Below are 15,061 nucleotides of genomic sequence, written 5' to 3' on the forward strand. Positions count from 1 at the left end.
AGACGATGAGACGCGATGTCGGCTGAAACCTCACGGAAGGCGGGTCGGTCATGCGATTGGTCGCGGACATCCTCGTCGGATTGCTCGCCGCGCTGCACGTCTACATCCTGATCATGGAGATGTTCCTGTGGACCACGCCGCGGGTGCGCGCGGGCTTCGGCGTCACGGCCGAGTTCGCCGAGGAGTCCAAGGTGTTCGCCGCGAATCAGGGGCTCTACAACGGTTTTCTGGCGGCGGGGCTGATCTGGGGTCTGATTGCCGCCGATCCGGTGGGGCAGGCCGCGAAGATCTTCTTCGCGGCCTGCGTCGTGGTGGCCGGACTCTATGGCGGGGCTACCGCGAGCCGCCGGATCTTCGTCGGGCAGGCGCTGCCCGGCGCGATCACCCTGATCGCGGTCCTACTGGCCGGGTAGCGCCGCGGCGCTGAGCGCGATCTTGGCATTGCGGCCCGGGCGTTCGCTGGCGGCCGCGGCCTCGGCGGCCTCCGCGAGCGGGTAGGTGGCCTCGATGGCCAGGTCCAGTTCGCCGCGCGCGGCCAGGGTCACCAGCTCGGTGATGAGGCGGCGGCGTTCGTCACCGCCGATCTCCTCGGCGCGCTTGGAACCCCAGAAGCCCTTCACCACGGCCTGTTTGAAGATGATCGGGCCGGGGTTGAGCACCAGCGGCTGGCCCGACAGCGCACCGAAGGTGATGAGCTCACCACGCGGGCCGAGCACCGAGAGCAGGTCATTGGCGGCCGGCCCACCGACCTGGTCCACCGCACGGGCGATCGGTTCGCCGCCGGTGACCTCCGCGACCTGCTGCTGCCAGTCCCCCGACTCGGTCTCGAGCACCGGTTCGAAGCCCAGCTCCCGCAACGACTTCGCGGCCGCCGCGCTGCGGACCAGGTTCAGGACGTGGACGCCGCGGGCGCGGGCGAGCTGGTTCACCAGTCGTCCCACCGCGCCATTGGCGGCATTGATCGCGATCCACTGGCCGGGTTCGACATCGAGATCCTCGAGCAGCATGAGTGCGCTCAGCGGCATGGCCAGCAGCTGACTCGCGGTCGCGTCGGACACCGCGTCCGGCACCGGGACGATCCCGCCCGCCTTGGCCACGAAGTACTCCGCCCACGCGCCCTGCACACCCGAAACCGTCACGCGCTGACCGATTTCCAGGCCGGTGACCCCCGGGCCCAGGGCGTCGACGCGGCCGACGGCCTCGGTGCCCGGGATGGCGGGCAGCTCGGGCCGGTAGCCGTAGACGCCCCGGATGATGGCCAGGTCGTGATTGTGGATCGGGGCCAGCGTGGTCGCGATCCGCACCTCACCCGGCCCGGGCTCGGGCACCGGCCGCTCGGCCGTGGTCAGGACCTGCTCGGGCTCGCCGAAATGTTCGATGATTACCGCGCGCATGCTCATCCTCCTCAGTCTTCGACCACGATGACGTCGACCTCGATATTGCCGCGAGTGGCATTGGAATACGGGCACACCTGGTGAGCCTTGTCCGCCAGCGCCCGCGCCTCGTCCAGGGGCAGGTGCGGCAGCGACACCTCGAGGGTAACGGCCAGGCCGAACCCGCCGGCGTCATTGGGGCCGATGCCGACCTTCGCGCCCACGGCCGAGTCGTCCACGTTCGTCTTCAGCGACCGCGCCACGGTGCGCAGCGCCGAGTGGAAGCAGGCCGCGTAACCGGCGGCGAAGAGCTGCTCCGGGTTGGTGCCGAGGCCATTGCCGCCCATCTCCTTCGGAATCGAGAGGGTGGCGTCGATCTTGCCGTCATCGGTGCGGACCTGGCCGTTGCGGCCGTCTCCGGTGGCGAGGGCTTCGGCGGTGTAGAGCACGTTCATCAGGGGGTCTCCTTGGATCTGGTGTGGGAGGTGAGAGCTTCGGTGAGTCGGTGCAGGGTTTCCCGCAGTTGGATCAGTTCCTCGCCGGGCAGGCCGGCGATCTCGGCCGATCGCGCCGGGATCCGGCAGGCGGCCGAACGCAATTCGCGGCCGCGGTCGGTCAGCGTGATCTCCACGCGGCGTTCGTCGGCGGTCGAGCGGCGGCGTGCCACGAAGCCCGCCGCCTCGAGCCGCTTGAGCAGTGGCGACAGCGTGCCCGAGTCCAGCTCCAGCGCCGAGCACAGATCGCCGACGGTGCGGTCGTCGCGCTGCCAGAGCGCGAGCAGCACCAGGTATTGCGGATAGGTGATGCCCAGGGCGTCCAGCTGGGGCCGGTACATGGCGGTCATGGCCCGCGACGCCGAGTAGAGCGCGAAGCACAGCTGGTTTTCCAGCGCCATCTCATCGGTCATGTCCAATACGGTAGCTATCAATTAGATTGTGCACAATCTAATTGATGGTCTGCTGCGTCACATCCGGCGATAACATCGCCCGGACCCTGCCGCAGGGCCGGGTTCCGATCATCGGGAATTTCGCTCGCGGACAGGCGGATTCCCGGACACCTCCGCTAGAACGCGTTCTAATGGGGGCACACCGAACCAGTGGGAGTTGCGATGACGCACGAGGTAGTGAACCGGGTCGCGGAGCTGTCGGGCCAGTTGGCGGCGACCGCCGAGGAGACCGAGCGGCTGGGCAAGCTCTCCGACGAGAGCGTGAAGCTGATCCGTCAGGCCGGGGTGATGCGGCTGCTGCAGCCCGCCGATTTCGGCGGGTACGCCGCGCATCCTCGGGATTTCGCCGAGGCGGTCATGGCCGTGGCCCGGCACTGCGGGTCCACCGGCTGGGTATGCGGCGTCGGCGGCGTGCACCCGTGGGAGATGGCACTGATGGACCGGCGGCTGCAGAACGAGGTATGGGGCGAGAACCCGGACACCTGGATCGCCTCGCCGTACGCCGCGCAGGGCGTAGCGACGCCGGCCGACGGCGGATACACCCTGCGCGGTCGCTGGAACTTCTCCTCCGGCACCGATCACTGCGACTGGATCTTCCTGGGCGCGCTGCTCGGTGACGCCGACGGCAATCCGGTCATGCCGCCGGCCGTGCTGCACGTGGTGCTGCCGCGCACGGACTACACGATCGTCGACGACTCGTGGGATGTCATCGGGCTGCAGGGCACCGGCAGTAAGGACGTCGTCGTGGACGGCGCGTTCATCCCGGCCTATCGGACCATCGAATTCGATGCCGTCGCGGCCGGTGAGATCGCGGCCGAGCGGGCGGGCCGCACCGAGACGGTCTACAAGCTGCCATTCTGGGCCATGTTCCCGCTGGGCATCACCTCCGCGGTGATCGGCATCGCCGAGGGCGCGCTCGCGGCACACCTGGACTATCAGCGCGACCGGGTCACAGCCATGGGCACCAAGATCAAGGACGATCCGTACGTGCTGTCGGCCATCTCCGAGGCGGCGGCCGATATCGCGGCCTCGCGCACTCAGCTACTGGACGGCATCAGCCGCCTCTACGACCAGGCCGAGGCCGGGAAGACCATCACCTTCGAGGACCGTTCCCTGGTGCGGCGCAATCAAGTTCGCTGCGCCTGGCGGGCGGTGTCGGCGGTCGACGAGATCTTCGCCCGGTCCGGCGGCAATGCGGTGCGGCGGCAGAACGTCATGCAACGGTTCTGGCGGGACGCGCACGTGGGTCTGCAGCACGCCATCCACACGCCCGGATCGCTGTACCACTCGACGGCATTGACCATCATGGGCATCGAGCCCGAGGGTCCGCTGCGCGCCATGATCTGACACCCGCCGGGTCGGCTCGGCACGGTTTCCGCGCCGGGCGGCCGCGCTGCCAGGCCGCCCCGATGGGTGATGCTACAAGTTTGCTACCGAACGGTTTCGAGAAGGATGCAATCACGCCACCGCGGGGCATTCGGGAGAACAACACGCACGATTATGCCGAGAAAATAGCCTCAAAAGCGACATACTCGCTGTCATGCATCGGCTGTCGCGCTACCTCGTCGCCCTGATCGCCACATTTGCTGCCCTTGTGCCCGTCACCGCGTCGGCCGACCCCGGCGATAGGGCTTCCATCGTGGACGTGCGCCCACTGGGCGGCCGCCAGTACGAAGTCACCGTCTACTCGGCGGCCATGAACAGGACCATCCCCGTGTGGGTTTCACACCCGGACGGCCCCGCGCCCGCCCTGTATCTGCTCAATGCGGTGGACGGCGGTGAGACCGGCGGCCCGTGGACCAATCGCACCGATGTCGCCCAGTTCTTCGCCGACAAGCCGGTCAATGTGATCACCCCGATCGGCGGCCGTGCCAGCTTCTACACCGACTGGGTCGCCGATGATCCGACACTGGGCCGGAACCAATGGTCCACTTTCCTCATTCACGAATTGCCGCCGCTGCTGGAATCGCGATTCGGAATGACGGGGCGCAATGCCGTCGCGGGCGCATCGATGTCGGCCACCTCCGCACTCAACCTCGCCATCCAAGCACCCGGTATGTATCAGGCGGTGGGTTCCTTCAGCGGTTGCCCGCGCACGGCGGACGCGGCGGCGCGGGCCTATGTGCGATCCACGCTCGAGCTGTTCGGCGCGAATGCCGCCAATATGTGGGGCGGCGACGACAATCCGGCCTGGAGCGCCCACGACCCGGTTCTCAATGCGGACCGACTGCGCGGTGTGGCGCTGTACATTTCCGCGGGGAATGGCGTTCTGGGAGATCATGACTCGCTCACCGATCCCAGCATCGGCGGGAATGTCAACGCGCTGACGGACCGGCTGGCCGTGGGTGGGGCCATGGAGACGGTGGTGCGAGGCTGCACGGATTCGCTTGTCGGAGAGTTGGGTTCGCTGGGGATTCCGGCGCAGGTGGTGTACCGGAATGGAACGCATGCGTGGCCGTACTGGCAGGACGACATCCATGACTCTTGGCCGCTTTTCGCGGGGGCTCTGGGAGTCTAGGAGGAGAAAGAGAAGGCTACCCGGCTGCGTCGCATCGATCGACTGATCGCGATTCCCGCATCAGCTGCGTGACCAGGTAATTTCCAGTTCCTGAAGATCGAAGCCCTGGGGGAAGTGTGCGGTCCGGGGTTCGCCGGGGTGGCCGCCGTGGCGCTCGTAGAAGGCGATGGCGGGCGTATTGGCCTGGAGGACTTCGAGGTAGACGGGGCGGCCCGGGTATTCGGCAGCGGCCCATTCGAATCCGTGGTGCAGGAGGCGGGAGCCGATGCCGGCTCGTTTGAGGGTCGGGCCGACGTGCAGATTGTCGATGAGAATGCGGCCGTCTGCGCGGGGTGCGAGGTAGATGAATCCGAGTATTTCCGAGCCGGATTCGGCGATGAACAGGTCGCCTTCGGACCGGTCGCCGGTCAGGCGGCTGTGCCAGAGCGCCTTGTGGTCGTCGGTCAGCGCGCCGTTCAGGTAGCTCTCGGGCATGATGCTCGCGTAGGCGGTGCGCCAGCTGGCGGTGTGCAGCGTGGCGACCGCTTCCGCGTCGGATTCGGTACCTGGTCGGATCCGGATGTCCACGGGGCTCAAGACCGTTCGTCGAAGGCCCGGAGGATTTCTTCGGCGGCGAGAGCGGGGGTGAGCGAGCCGTCGCGGACCTGTTTTTCCACCTGGGTGCGCAGGGCCTTGACGTTCGGGTTCTCGGTGAGGCGGCGGAGCAGGTTGTCGTGGACCATGGTCCAGGTCCAGTCGACCTGCTGGCGGCGGCGCTTCTCGGCGAACTCGCCTGCTTCGGTGAGGACGCGGCGGTGGGTGAGGACCGTGTCCCAGAACGAATCGAGTCCGATGCCGTTCAGGCCGGACATGGTGAGAACCGGTGGACGCCACAGGGATTCGCGCGGGTGGATGAGCCGCATGGCGCCTTGAAGCTCCCGGGCAGCGGCCTTGGCCTCCAGCTCGTGGCGGCCGTCGGCCTTGTTCACGGCCACCAGGTCGGCGAGTTCGAGGACGCCCTTCTTGATTCCTTGCAGCTGGTCGCCGGTGCGGGCCAGGGTGAGGAAGCAGAAGACGTCGACCATATTGGCGACGGTGACCTCGGACTGGCCGACACCGACGGTCTCCACCAGGATGACGTCGTAGCCCGCCGCCTCCAGCAGCACGATGGTCTCGCGGGTCGCTTTCGCCACGCCGCCGAGGGTTCCGGCCGTGGGGGACGGACGGATGAAGGCGTCCCGTTCCACCGACAGTCGCGCCATGCGGGTCTTGTCGCCGAGGATCGAGCCGCCGGTCCGCGTCGAGGACGGGTCCACGGCCAGTACCGCCACGCGGTGGCCCTGGCCGATGAGGTACATGCCCAGCGCGTCGATGAACGTCGACTTGCCGACGCCCGGAACGCCGGTGATGCCAACGCGATTGGACACCACCTTGCCCGCTTCGGGGGTCAGTCGCAGCAGCAGCTGCTGGGCCAGGTCCCGGTGGTCGGTGCGGGTCGATTCGACCAGGGTGATGGCGCGGGCCAGCCCGGCCCGCTCCCCGGCCCTGACCTGCGCGGCCAGTTGGTCGACGTCGATCACTCGGCGCGCCACCGGAGTGGCGGGCTGGGCGCCGGGGCCGGGCGTTTCCGCGCCGGCGGGGCCGGGCAGGCCGACGCCGGCGGTGGTGCCGAGCCGGGGGTGGATTCCGCCACCCTCGGTCCCGCGTGCGGCGTCGCTCATTCCGTTGCGCCGGTGCCGATCTCGTGGCCCAACTGTGCGGCCAGCTTCTTGATCAGGTCGATCGCGGCGTCGGCGATGATGGTGCCGGGGCCGAAGATGCCGGCGGCACCCGCGGCGTACAGCTCGTCGTAGTCACCGGGCGGGATGACGCCGCCGACGGTGACCATGATGTCGGGGCGTCCGACATCGGCCAGCGCCTGCCGCAGGGCGGGCACCAGCGTGAGGTGGCCTGCGGCCAGCGACGAGACACCGACGACGTGCACGTCGTTGTCGGCCGCCTGCTGCGCCACCTCCTCGGGGGTCTGGAACAGCGGGCCCACGTCGACGTCCATGCCGAGGTCGGCGAAGGCCGTGGCGATCACCTTCTGGCCGCGGTCGTGGCCGTCCTGACCCATCTTGGCGACCAGGATGCGGGGGCGACGGCCCTCCGCCTCGGCGAACGCCTCGACCAGTTCGATGGCCTTGCTGATGTTGGTCACCTTGCCGGCCTCCTCACGGTAAACGCCGGAGAGCGTGCGGATCTCGGCCTGGTGGCGGCCGTACACCTGCTCCAGCGCGTCGGAGATCTCGCCCACGGTGGCCTTGGCGCGCGCGGCGTTGATGGCCAGGGCGAGCAGGTTGTTGTCCATGCCGCCCTCGGACGAGGCTGCCGCACGGGTCAATTCGGCCAGCGCCTTCCCGACCTCGGCCGAATCGCGTTCCGCCCGCAGCTTTTCCAGCTTGGCGTTCTGCTCGGCGCGCACGCGCGAGTTCTCGACCTTGAGCACCTCGATCGGGGTGTCTTCCTCGACCAGGTACTTGTTGACGCCGATCACCGGCTGCTGGCCGGTGTCGATGCGCGCCTGGGTGCGGGCCGCGGCCTCTTCGATGCGCAGCTTCGGGATGCCCTCCGAAATCGCCTGTGCCATTCCGCCGTGCGCCTCGATCTCGGCGATGTGGGCGCGGGCGCGCTCGGCCAGCTGGTGGGTCAGCCACTCCACGTAGTACGAGCCGCCCCACGGGTCGGCCGGACGGGTGGTGTTGGACTCCTGCTGGATGAGCAGCTGGGTGTTGCGGGCGATGCGGGCGGAGAAGTCCGTCGGCAGCGCGAGGGCCTCGTCCAGCGCGTTGGTGTGCAGCGACTGGGTGTGGCCCTGGGTGGCGGCCATGGCCTCGACGCAGGTGCGCGCGACGTTGTTGAACACGTCCTGCGCGGTCAGCGACCAGCCCGAGGTCTGCGAGTGGGTGCGCAGCGCGAGCGACTTGGAGTTCTTGGGCTCGAACTTGGCGACCAGCTCGCTCCAGAGGAGCCGTCCCGCACGGAGTTTCGCGACCTCCATGAAGAAGTTCATGCCGATGGCCCAGAAGAACGACAGTCGCGGCGCGAACTTGTCGACCTCCATGCCCGCGTCCAGACCGGCCTTGATGTACTCCACGCCGTCGGCGAGGGTGTAGGCCAGCTCCAGGTCGGCCGTGGCTCCGGCCTCCTGGATGTGGTAGCCGGAGATGGAGATCGAGTTGAACTTCGGCATCTTCGCGGAGGTGTAGGCGAAGATGTCGGAGATGATCCGCATCGAGGGCTTGGGCGGGTAGATGTAGGTGTTGCGGACCATGAACTCCTTCAGAATGTCGTTCTGAATGGTTCCGGCCAGCTGCTCGGGCTTGACGCCCTGCTCCTCGGCGGCGACGACGTAGAGCGCCAGGATCGGCAGCACCGCGCCGTTCATGGTCATCGACACCGAAACCTGGTCCAGCGGAATGTGATCGAACAGTTCCCGCATGTCCAGGATCGAGTCGATGGCGACACCCGCCATACCGACGTCACCGGTGACGCGCGGGTGGTCGGAGTCGTAGCCACGGTGGGTCGCCAGGTCGAAGGCGACCGACAGGCCCTTCTGGCCCGCCTGCAGGTTGCGGCGGTAGAAGGCGTTCGAGTCGGCGGCGGTGGAGAAGCCCGCGTACTGGCGGATCGTCCACGGCTGGTTCACGTACATGGTCGGGTACGGGCCGCGCACGAACGGCGCCACACCCGGCACGCTGTCGAGCGGGTAGCCCTCGGCCACGATGGCGTCCCGGTCGGCCTTGGTGAACACCGGCGGCACGTCGATGCCTTCGGGGGTCGTCCAGGTGAGCTGTTCGGGCGCATAGTGATTGGCGGTCGCGGCCTCCTCGACGAAGGCGTCGACCTGCTCGCTGCTGACCTCGGCAGGGGCGGTGTCGCCCTCGGTCAGCGGTACTTCGGCGAAGTTGCCGATCCGGTGCTTGATATCGCTCATCTCTACGCTCCCAGCTTCTCCAGCAGGCCGGACAGAGCCGCCACCGCGTCCATGCGCGCGGTCACGAAACCGTCGGGGCGCTGCGCACCGGTCAGATCGGCGACCGCCTTCTCGGGTCCGGCCAGCAGCACGGTGGTCACCCCGGCCGCCCGCAATTCCTCCACGGCCGCGGCGGCGTCGGTGCCGTAACGGGTGTCGGAGCCACACAGCACGGCGATCGACGGGCCGGTCTCGGTGACCGCCTCGATGCCGCCGGAGGCCAGCAGGTTGGTGGTGAAGGTGACACGAACATTGTTCTCCGACACCGGACCCAGCGGAACCAGCCGCACCTGCGGGCGGGCGCCGTGGGCGGCCAGGTAGGCGTCGGAGCGGTTGCGCAGCGCTTCGAAGGCGGCGCCGTAGCGGGCCGTGCCGTTCTTGGCGCGGGCGGCCTCCGACAGCGGCTTCTCACCCAGGTTCGGGAACTCGTTGACGCCGGTGACGGCCGTCTTGCGGTGCGCCACATCGGAATCACGCTTCGCCTTGGTCTCGGCGATGCGCTCGGCGAGCAGGCCCGCCTGCAGCGCGGCCAGGTAGCCGCCGGCGGCCTCGATCTCCTGCATGAACTCCCACGCCTTGGCGGCGAGCTCATCGGTCAGCGACTCCACGTACCAGGAGCCCGCGCCCGGGTCCTGCACATGGCCGAGGCGCGATTCCTCGAGCAGCAGCAGCTGGGTGTTGCGAGCCATGCGCTCCGAGAACGCCTTGGACACCTCGAGCTCCCCGGCGGGCAGCGCGTCGTCGAAGGGCAGCACGGTGACGATATCCGCGCCACCGACGCCCGCGCCGAACGCGGCGAGGGTGGTGCGCAGCATGTTCACCCACGGGTCGCGCTGGCTCATCATGGCCGCGGACGTGATCGCCTGCTGCGGCGCGTTACCGAAGGCCGGAGCCCCGCACACATGCGCGACGCGCGCCCAGAGTCGCCGGGCGGCACGGAATTTGGCGATGGTCTCGAACTGGTCGTCGGTGGCCGCGAAGCGGAACTCGAGCTGCTCCAGCGCGTCCGCGATATCGGCCCCGGCGTCGGTGAGCGAGCGCAGGTACTCCAGGCCCGCGGCCACCGCCGCACCCAGCTCCTGGGCGTCGGAGGCGCCGGAATTGTGGAAGGCCACGCCGCACACGGTGATCGCGCGAACCGTCTCGGTGCGGGCCACCGCCTGCTGGGCCAGCGCGACCGCACCGTCCAGGTCGATGGCCGAGGAGCCGGCGAACAGGCTCGTCAGCGGGGTGGCGCCCAGCGAGACCCGAATGTCCTTGCGGTTCGGGGCCTCATAGCCGTCGAGCACCGAGAACAGCGCGGCCGCAGCCTCATTGGCGGCCGGCCCGGCATCGAGGGTGAGCGGCGCCAGCTCGAAGAGGAAGCCCTGCAGTGCGGTGGCCAGCCCGTCGACCGGCACGCCGCGCTCGGCGACGCCCAGCCACACCGCGCTCACGCCGTTGTCGAGCGCGAAGAGGATGTCCGAGTTGACGGCCTTGGCGTCGGCGCCGCCGAAACGCTGGCTGACGAACCAGCCACGGTGCACGTCACGGGTGGCGTCGCCACCGCGCACGTAGGGGAACTGCCCGGGAAGCGGCTGCTCGGGCAGTTCGTCGCGGCGCGTGTAGAGCGGGTTGACGGTCAGGCCGTCATAGGTCGTGACCGCGAGCAGCTTCTCCGGCTCATCCGGCAAGTCGCTCGCATCCACCCTGCGGGCCTTCGCCAGCACCCCGGCGACACCCTTGCGCCAGGCGGCATACTCGGGCACCGGATCGGTGTCCGAGTCGGAAGCAATCGGCATAGCTGCTGTTCCTTCTTCCACTCCCTGACCGGATGGCCGTTGCACCGGCATTCACCCAGCTCAACGGCCACTTTGGTTAACGAGCATTCATCGTCTTTCCCCTGATGCTAGCGGCAGCCTCGAGATAACGGTCTCCGGAGTCTCACTACCAGCGGGTAACCTGGCGCGGTGCCAACAACCGTGCGTGTGCCGCTCGAGCGGGTATCCGGGCTGCTCAGCCGTCTCCGTCAACCGCGAAATCTGGCCTTGCTGATCGGCTGCGGGGTACTTTTCGCGCTGGCCGCCTTCGCACCGCACCCGGCACCCCAGCAGATCCGGCACTGGGCCGACTCGGTCGGGCCGCTAGTGCCGCTGGTGTTCTTCGCGGTGCACACGCTGGTGTGTGTCGCGCCCTTCCCGCGCACCATCTTCACCCTCAGCGCGGGCATGCTGTTCGGCTCGGTGGAGGGACTCACGCTGGCCCTCGCCGCCACGACACTCAGTGCGGTGCTGGCACTGTGGCTGGTGCGCGCCGTCGATCACGAGCGGGTACGCGCGCGGCTCACCCATCCGACCGTGCAGGCGGTCGACACCCGGTTGGCGCGGCGGGGCTGGCTGGCGATCGGATCGCTGCGACTGATCGCCTTCGCGCCGTTCTCGATCGTGAACTATTGCGCCGCATTGTCTTCGATCCGGTTCACCCCGTACCTGATCGCCACCTTCATCGGGATCATCCCGGGCACCGTGGGCACGGTGCTGCTGGGCGACGCCCTCACCAATCGCACCTCCCCCGCCCAATTGATCGTCACGGCAGCCTGTTTGGCGGTCGGCGTGATCGGGTTGGTCGTGGACGCGAGAATGGCCATTGCGGAACCCGAGGCTCAGCCGGAGCCGGTCGCCTGATCGGACGGCGGCAGCGGCCACTGGTCGAAGCCAGGGAGCGAATCCAGGGGCGGTGCGGGTTCGATCAGCTCGTTCAGTTGCGCGAGCAGGTCATCCTGGTGTGCCTCGGCGTAATTCAGCGTGCGGTCGAGATCGTGTGCCCGGACCAGCCAGCCGCTGGCCTGACGGACCACCTCGGCCGGTGTTGCCGCGCCGTCGGAGTCGAGGAGGAATGCGGCGAGCGCCGGCTCGAGCGCGGCGGCCGACCCCAGATGTTGCAGGCACCGGCCGGTGCCGAGATCGTCGGCGAGAGCCCGCCATTCGCTCAGGGCGGTCTGCCATCGCACCAGCGCGTGCCGCGGTTCGCCCACCGACCAGTCGAGAACACCCGCGATCTCGTGCACGTGGGCCAGCCCGCTGGGGTCGCGCCCGCCCGCGGCCATCGATTCGGCTAATTCCAGACGGTCACGTGCGGCGGTGTGCCGCCCCTGCACGAGGTGCGCGATCGCCATGTTCACCAGGGCGCACACCTCACCGGCGACATCTTCGCGCGGTAGCAGCCACCACGCCTGTTCCAGGAGATTGACCGCCTTGCTCAGATTCGCGTCCGTGGTGTCCATGGCCCCCAGCGCCTGTCGGTGCAGGGCCCGAGCGCGCAGGCTGCGGGACACCGTCCACGGGCTGTAGCGCGCCGGTCGCCGCTCCGGCACCGTCGCGCGGATGTCGGCCAGGGCATGCAACGGACCGTATCGGGTCGCGGACGTGATCGTCACCATCGCTGCGGCCGGGCCCGGCTCGTGGGGGCCGCCGCCCGTGCCCGGGCTGTCCTCCGCGCGGCCGCTGCGCGCGAACCAGCTGTCCAGGGCGTCGGCGATCACGGCCAGATCCGGCACCACCGCGCGTATTCGGTTCAGCAGGGTGTTGTTCGCCTGTCCCGCTTGCGGTTCGGCCCGTCGCGCACAGTTGCGCAGGAGGAGACAGAGCCGGGGCTCCTCGTTCTCGAACCAGCGGCGCGCGACCGCGGCGTGTGCCGGAAGATCGAGCGCCCGCGCCCACAGCGTGGCTTCCTCGGCGTGTCTGCGGAGCAGCACCGCGAGCGCGGCCCGCCACTCGGGCGTCTCGGTGATGGCGGGATCCTCGCCGGCGGGCGGCACCTCGGCCAGCCGGTAGCGCCCCGGCGGCATCGGCTCCACCGCGCCCGCTGTGGTCAGGCTCGCCAATAGTCGCGGTGCGGAGGGGGTTTCGGTCTCCGCCGTGGCGGCGGGGAGCCGGGCGGCGGCGCTCGCCCCGAGCACCTCGAGGAGCACCCCGGTCTCATAGGTTCGAATGGGCAGCTCGCGGAGCACCGCCGCGGCCCAATTGCCCGTCAACTCCGGGTTCGTCTCCGGCTGGGGCTCCGGACCCCAGGGCGCTCCGGGATCGGGCAACTCCACGGGTCGCGGACCCGTGAGCCCGGCCCGATCCTGCACCAATCGATAACCGCGCCGAGCGGATTCGGTCAGGAAGTAGACGAGAACGACCCACCCGACGGCGGACTCGGTCCACCGCACGGCGGGGTTCGCCTTGAACGCGTCGGTCATCACATTGGCGATCAAGGTCGCGATACCGATGCCCACCAGTGCCGGGGCGCCCAACAGCCACTGCCACACCACGGATTTCGGCGTGGCCATGAGGCTGCGGCTCTCGCGGGCCAGCTCGGTGGACTCGGGTCCGCCGGGCGCGGATTCCGTTTCGCTCATATCCGCGCTCCCCCGGCCAGGCCCGGTACCAGCCAGCGTCGCCAGCACACCAGCAGCAGCACCAGCGGCACGACCGCCGAGACCAGCGCCCCGGTCGCGAGTTGGGCGGAGCTCTCGTCGAATTGGCGGGTGTAGCCCCACAGCAGCAGCGACCACGGGCTGCCTCCGGTGCCGTTGACCAGCAGTCCGATGAAGAAGTCGTTCCACACCTGGATGAACTCCAGCACCGCCACCGCGACGACGGCCGGCACCACGGCACCCAGCCGGGCGACGATGGTGCGCAGCGAAGCCAGTCCGTACAGGGCGTCGGCGGCCGGGGTGTAGGCCGGTGCGAGGAGGGCTCCGCGCAGGACGAGAATCGAGATCGGCAGTCCGGCGGCGGCATGGGTGAAGATCAAGGGGACCAGGGTGCCGAACCAGCCGGAGGACCCGATCACCCGCTGCAGTGCGCCCAGATACATCTGGGCGGGCAGCACGGTCAGAATCACCAGGCAGGGCACCGCGGTTCGGACGCGCGCGGCGGCCAGCCAGTGGGCGACCGGCAGTGCGAAGGCCACGACCATCACGGTCGCGGGGACCGCCACGGTCAGGGTGGTGCGCAGTGCGTCACGCAGGGCCGGATCGGTCGTGACAGCATGTATGTCAACAGCTTTCGGCCCGGCGGTCCCGTGCAGCGCGACGTAGACCAGCTCTGCGATCGGCGACAGCACCACCAGCACGGCGACTCCCACCAGGAGCCAGCGCGGGATGGCCCGCCACAGGGGCAGGCGCTCATGCCACGCGGCGGGGCGCGGGCGCAGCGGACGCGGACCGCTCGGGCGGCGCACATTGATCCGATCCTGCGCGAACAGCGCGGCCAGCACGAGGGCGGCCGTCAAGGGCAGGGCGTACGCGGCCGCTTCGCCGCACGAATTCGCCTCGCACGCGCTGGTGAGACGCCACCATTCCACGGTCGCGGTGCCGACATCGTGTTGCAGCGACCGTGGCACCGCACCGAGTACGGCGTCGAATACCCGGGCCGCGGCGACCGCCACCACCAGGAAGGCCACGGAGGCGACGGGCCGCACCTGCGTCCACAACCGGATCGGCATGAGCCAAGGCGGACCGCCGGCCAATTCCGGGGCGCGCACCGGATCGTCCTCGATCGCGAGGATGGCGGCACGGAACAGGCCGACCAGCAGCCCCAGCCAGGTCCAGACGAAGGCCGCCACCAGAACCGCTTCGAACGCATAGCGTTCCGCTGCGACACCGCTGAAATATCGCCCGCGCGTAGTGGTTTCGAGAATCAGCCGGAAGGCGATCCCCGAGGTGAAGGCCGAGACGCCGAACGGCACGATGAACGGCCACCACAGCCACGGCAGGCGTCGGCTGGGCCAGGCCAGCACCAGGGCCACACCGACGAGGACGATGGCCAGCGCCACCCAGCCCGCGGTGTGCAGGTACGCGCTGCGGCTCGCGCGGGGCAGCTCCCCCCACACCACCAGGGATCCGGCCGCCAGGCAACCGAGCCCGAGCGCGGCCGCGAACGCCCACGCGGTGAACGCGAACAGGTTTGGCAGGGCGGCCATTCCGGTGCGCAAGCGCCGCCGGTCCACGATGAGCAGCGCGCCGCCACCGAGCAGTTGCAGCCCGCAGCCGAGGGCGAGCCCCGGATGTGTGCGTGCGCCGAGCCCGACGGTGTACAGCGCCGGAGCCACCAGCAGCAGCCCCATCAGCACGACGGCCGGTGCCCGGACCAGGTAGTTGACCACGACCTCGAGGTGCGGATGCCGGCCCGGCACCAGCGGCCCCGACAGCCTGCGGGTGGCGAGTGTCAGTTCGAGGCCGTTGGAATGCACCGAATACACGC

At 69.2% G+C, this 15,061-nt stretch carries 13 protein-coding genes; 4 read left to right on the forward strand and 9 right to left on the reverse strand.

Going from position 1 to position 15,061, the window contains the following annotated elements; translation table 11 throughout:
- The first annotated feature begins 50 nt into the window (after positions 1–50).
- On the forward strand, positions 51–413 hold the full coding sequence (locus ACFXKA_RS36210; protein ID WP_354849236.1) for a DUF1304 domain-containing protein: 363 nt from the start codon (positions 51–53) through the stop codon (positions 411–413).
- Here the strand turns inward: ACFXKA_RS36210 and ACFXKA_RS36215 are convergent.
- The 3 genes from ACFXKA_RS36215 to ACFXKA_RS36225 are packed head-to-tail and all read right to left on the reverse strand — an operon-like array spanning position 399 to position 2,280.
- Positions 399–1,394 carry a zinc-binding dehydrogenase gene (locus tag ACFXKA_RS36215; protein ID WP_379430789.1) on the reverse strand — a complete coding sequence of 332 codons (996 nt, stop codon included), beginning with the start codon at positions 1,392–1,394 and terminating at the stop codon, positions 399–401. The two genes, ACFXKA_RS36210 and ACFXKA_RS36215, sit on opposite strands and share 15 nt — an antisense overlap.
- An 11-nt stretch (positions 1,395–1,405) precedes the next feature.
- A complete protein-coding gene (locus ACFXKA_RS36220; protein WP_379430790.1) occupies positions 1,406–1,828 on the reverse strand; it encodes an organic hydroperoxide resistance protein in 423 nt (140 codons plus the stop codon).
- The gene (locus ACFXKA_RS36225; protein ID WP_379430791.1) at positions 1,828–2,280 is read right to left on the reverse strand and encodes a MarR family winged helix-turn-helix transcriptional regulator; all 453 of its coding nucleotides are present in this window, start codon (positions 2,278–2,280) and stop codon (positions 1,828–1,830) included. Before ACFXKA_RS36225 ends, ACFXKA_RS36220 begins: the two co-directional genes overlap by 1 nt.
- Positions 2,281–2,481: 201 nt before the next feature.
- On the opposite strand from ACFXKA_RS36225, the gene ACFXKA_RS36230 reads away from it, so the two are divergent.
- A complete protein-coding gene (locus ACFXKA_RS36230) occupies positions 2,482–3,666 on the forward strand; it encodes an acyl-CoA dehydrogenase family protein (RefSeq protein WP_379430792.1) in 1,185 nt (394 codons plus the stop codon).
- A gap of 193 nt (positions 3,667–3,859) precedes the next feature.
- Positions 3,860–4,837 (forward strand): alpha/beta hydrolase, encoded by a 978-nt coding sequence (locus tag ACFXKA_RS36235; RefSeq protein ID WP_379430793.1) that lies wholly within the window; start codon positions 3,860–3,862, stop codon positions 4,835–4,837.
- A 60-nt stretch (positions 4,838–4,897) separates the two neighbouring features.
- Here the strand turns inward: ACFXKA_RS36235 and ACFXKA_RS36240 are convergent, their stop codons facing one another.
- The 4 genes from ACFXKA_RS36240 to ACFXKA_RS36255 all read right to left on the reverse strand — a co-directional run bounded on the left by ACFXKA_RS36240 (position 4,898) and on the right by ACFXKA_RS36255 (position 10,612).
- A complete protein-coding gene (locus ACFXKA_RS36240; protein WP_379430820.1) occupies positions 4,898–5,404 on the reverse strand; it encodes a GNAT family N-acetyltransferase in 507 nt (168 codons plus the stop codon).
- Positions 5,405–5,409: 5 nt separating this feature from the next.
- On the reverse strand, positions 5,410–6,408 hold the full coding sequence (gene meaB, locus ACFXKA_RS36245) for a methylmalonyl Co-A mutase-associated GTPase MeaB (protein WP_379402684.1): 999 nt from the start codon (positions 6,406–6,408) through the stop codon (positions 5,410–5,412).
- 125 nt (positions 6,409–6,533) lie between these two features.
- On the reverse strand, positions 6,534–8,792 hold the full coding sequence (scpA, locus tag ACFXKA_RS36250) for a methylmalonyl-CoA mutase (protein WP_379430794.1): 2,259 nt from the start codon (positions 8,790–8,792) through the stop codon (positions 6,534–6,536).
- A gap of 2 nt (positions 8,793–8,794) precedes the next feature.
- A complete protein-coding gene (locus tag ACFXKA_RS36255; RefSeq protein ID WP_379430796.1) occupies positions 8,795–10,612 on the reverse strand; it encodes a methylmalonyl-CoA mutase family protein in 1,818 nt (605 codons plus the stop codon).
- Positions 10,613–10,780: 168 nt separating this feature from the next.
- Here ACFXKA_RS36255 and ACFXKA_RS36260 point away from each other — a divergent pair, with 168 nt between their 5' ends.
- Entirely contained in the window at positions 10,781–11,494 is a 714-nt protein-coding gene (locus ACFXKA_RS36260) for a TVP38/TMEM64 family protein (RefSeq protein WP_379430798.1), read from the forward strand.
- Here ACFXKA_RS36260 and ACFXKA_RS36265 read toward each other — a convergent pair.
- Both ACFXKA_RS36265 and ACFXKA_RS36270 read right to left on the reverse strand, forming a co-directional pair.
- Positions 11,473–13,212: a hypothetical protein gene (locus ACFXKA_RS36265; RefSeq protein WP_379430799.1), complete on the reverse strand. Its 1,740-nt coding sequence runs from the start codon at positions 13,210–13,212 to the stop codon at positions 11,473–11,475. The genes ACFXKA_RS36260 and ACFXKA_RS36265 overlap by 22 nt on opposite strands.
- Complete coding sequence (locus ACFXKA_RS36270) at positions 13,209–15,059, reverse strand: hypothetical protein (RefSeq protein WP_379430800.1); 1,851 nt, start codon at positions 15,057–15,059, stop codon at positions 13,209–13,211. Before ACFXKA_RS36270 ends, ACFXKA_RS36265 begins: the two co-directional genes overlap by 4 nt.
- Positions 15,060–15,061: the final 2 nt, after the last annotated feature.

Origin of the sequence: Nocardia sp. NPDC059228, from assembly GCF_042754245.1 — a bacterium.
In the GTDB taxonomy this organism is placed as follows: Bacteria; Actinomycetota; Actinomycetes; order Mycobacteriales; family Mycobacteriaceae; genus Nocardia.

Excerpts from the sequence above, each read along its gene's own strand:
- ACFXKA_RS36210 (WP_354849236.1), top strand. The coding sequence starts at position 51 with ATGCGATTGGTCGCGGACATCCTCGTCGGATTGCTCGCCGCGCTGCAC.
- ACFXKA_RS36215 (WP_379430789.1), bottom strand. The coding sequence starts at position 1,394 with ATGCGCGCGGTAATCATCGAACATTTCGGCGAGCCCGAGCAGGTCCTG.
- ACFXKA_RS36220 (WP_379430790.1), bottom strand. The coding sequence starts at position 1,828 with ATGAACGTGCTCTACACCGCCGAAGCCCTCGCCACCGGAGACGGCCGC.
- ACFXKA_RS36225 (WP_379430791.1), bottom strand. The coding sequence starts at position 2,280 with ATGACCGATGAGATGGCGCTGGAAAACCAGCTGTGCTTCGCGCTCTAC.
- ACFXKA_RS36230 (WP_379430792.1), top strand. The coding sequence starts at position 2,482 with ATGACGCACGAGGTAGTGAACCGGGTCGCGGAGCTGTCGGGCCAGTTG.
- ACFXKA_RS36235 (WP_379430793.1), top strand. The coding sequence starts at position 3,860 with ATGCATCGGCTGTCGCGCTACCTCGTCGCCCTGATCGCCACATTTGCT.
- scpA (WP_379430794.1), bottom strand. The coding sequence starts at position 8,792 with ATGAGCGATATCAAGCACCGGATCGGCAACTTCGCCGAAGTACCGCTG.
- ACFXKA_RS36255 (WP_379430796.1), bottom strand. The coding sequence starts at position 10,612 with ATGCCGATTGCTTCCGACTCGGACACCGATCCGGTGCCCGAGTATGCC.
- ACFXKA_RS36265 (WP_379430799.1), bottom strand. The coding sequence starts at position 13,212 with ATGAGCGAAACGGAATCCGCGCCCGGCGGACCCGAGTCCACCGAGCTG.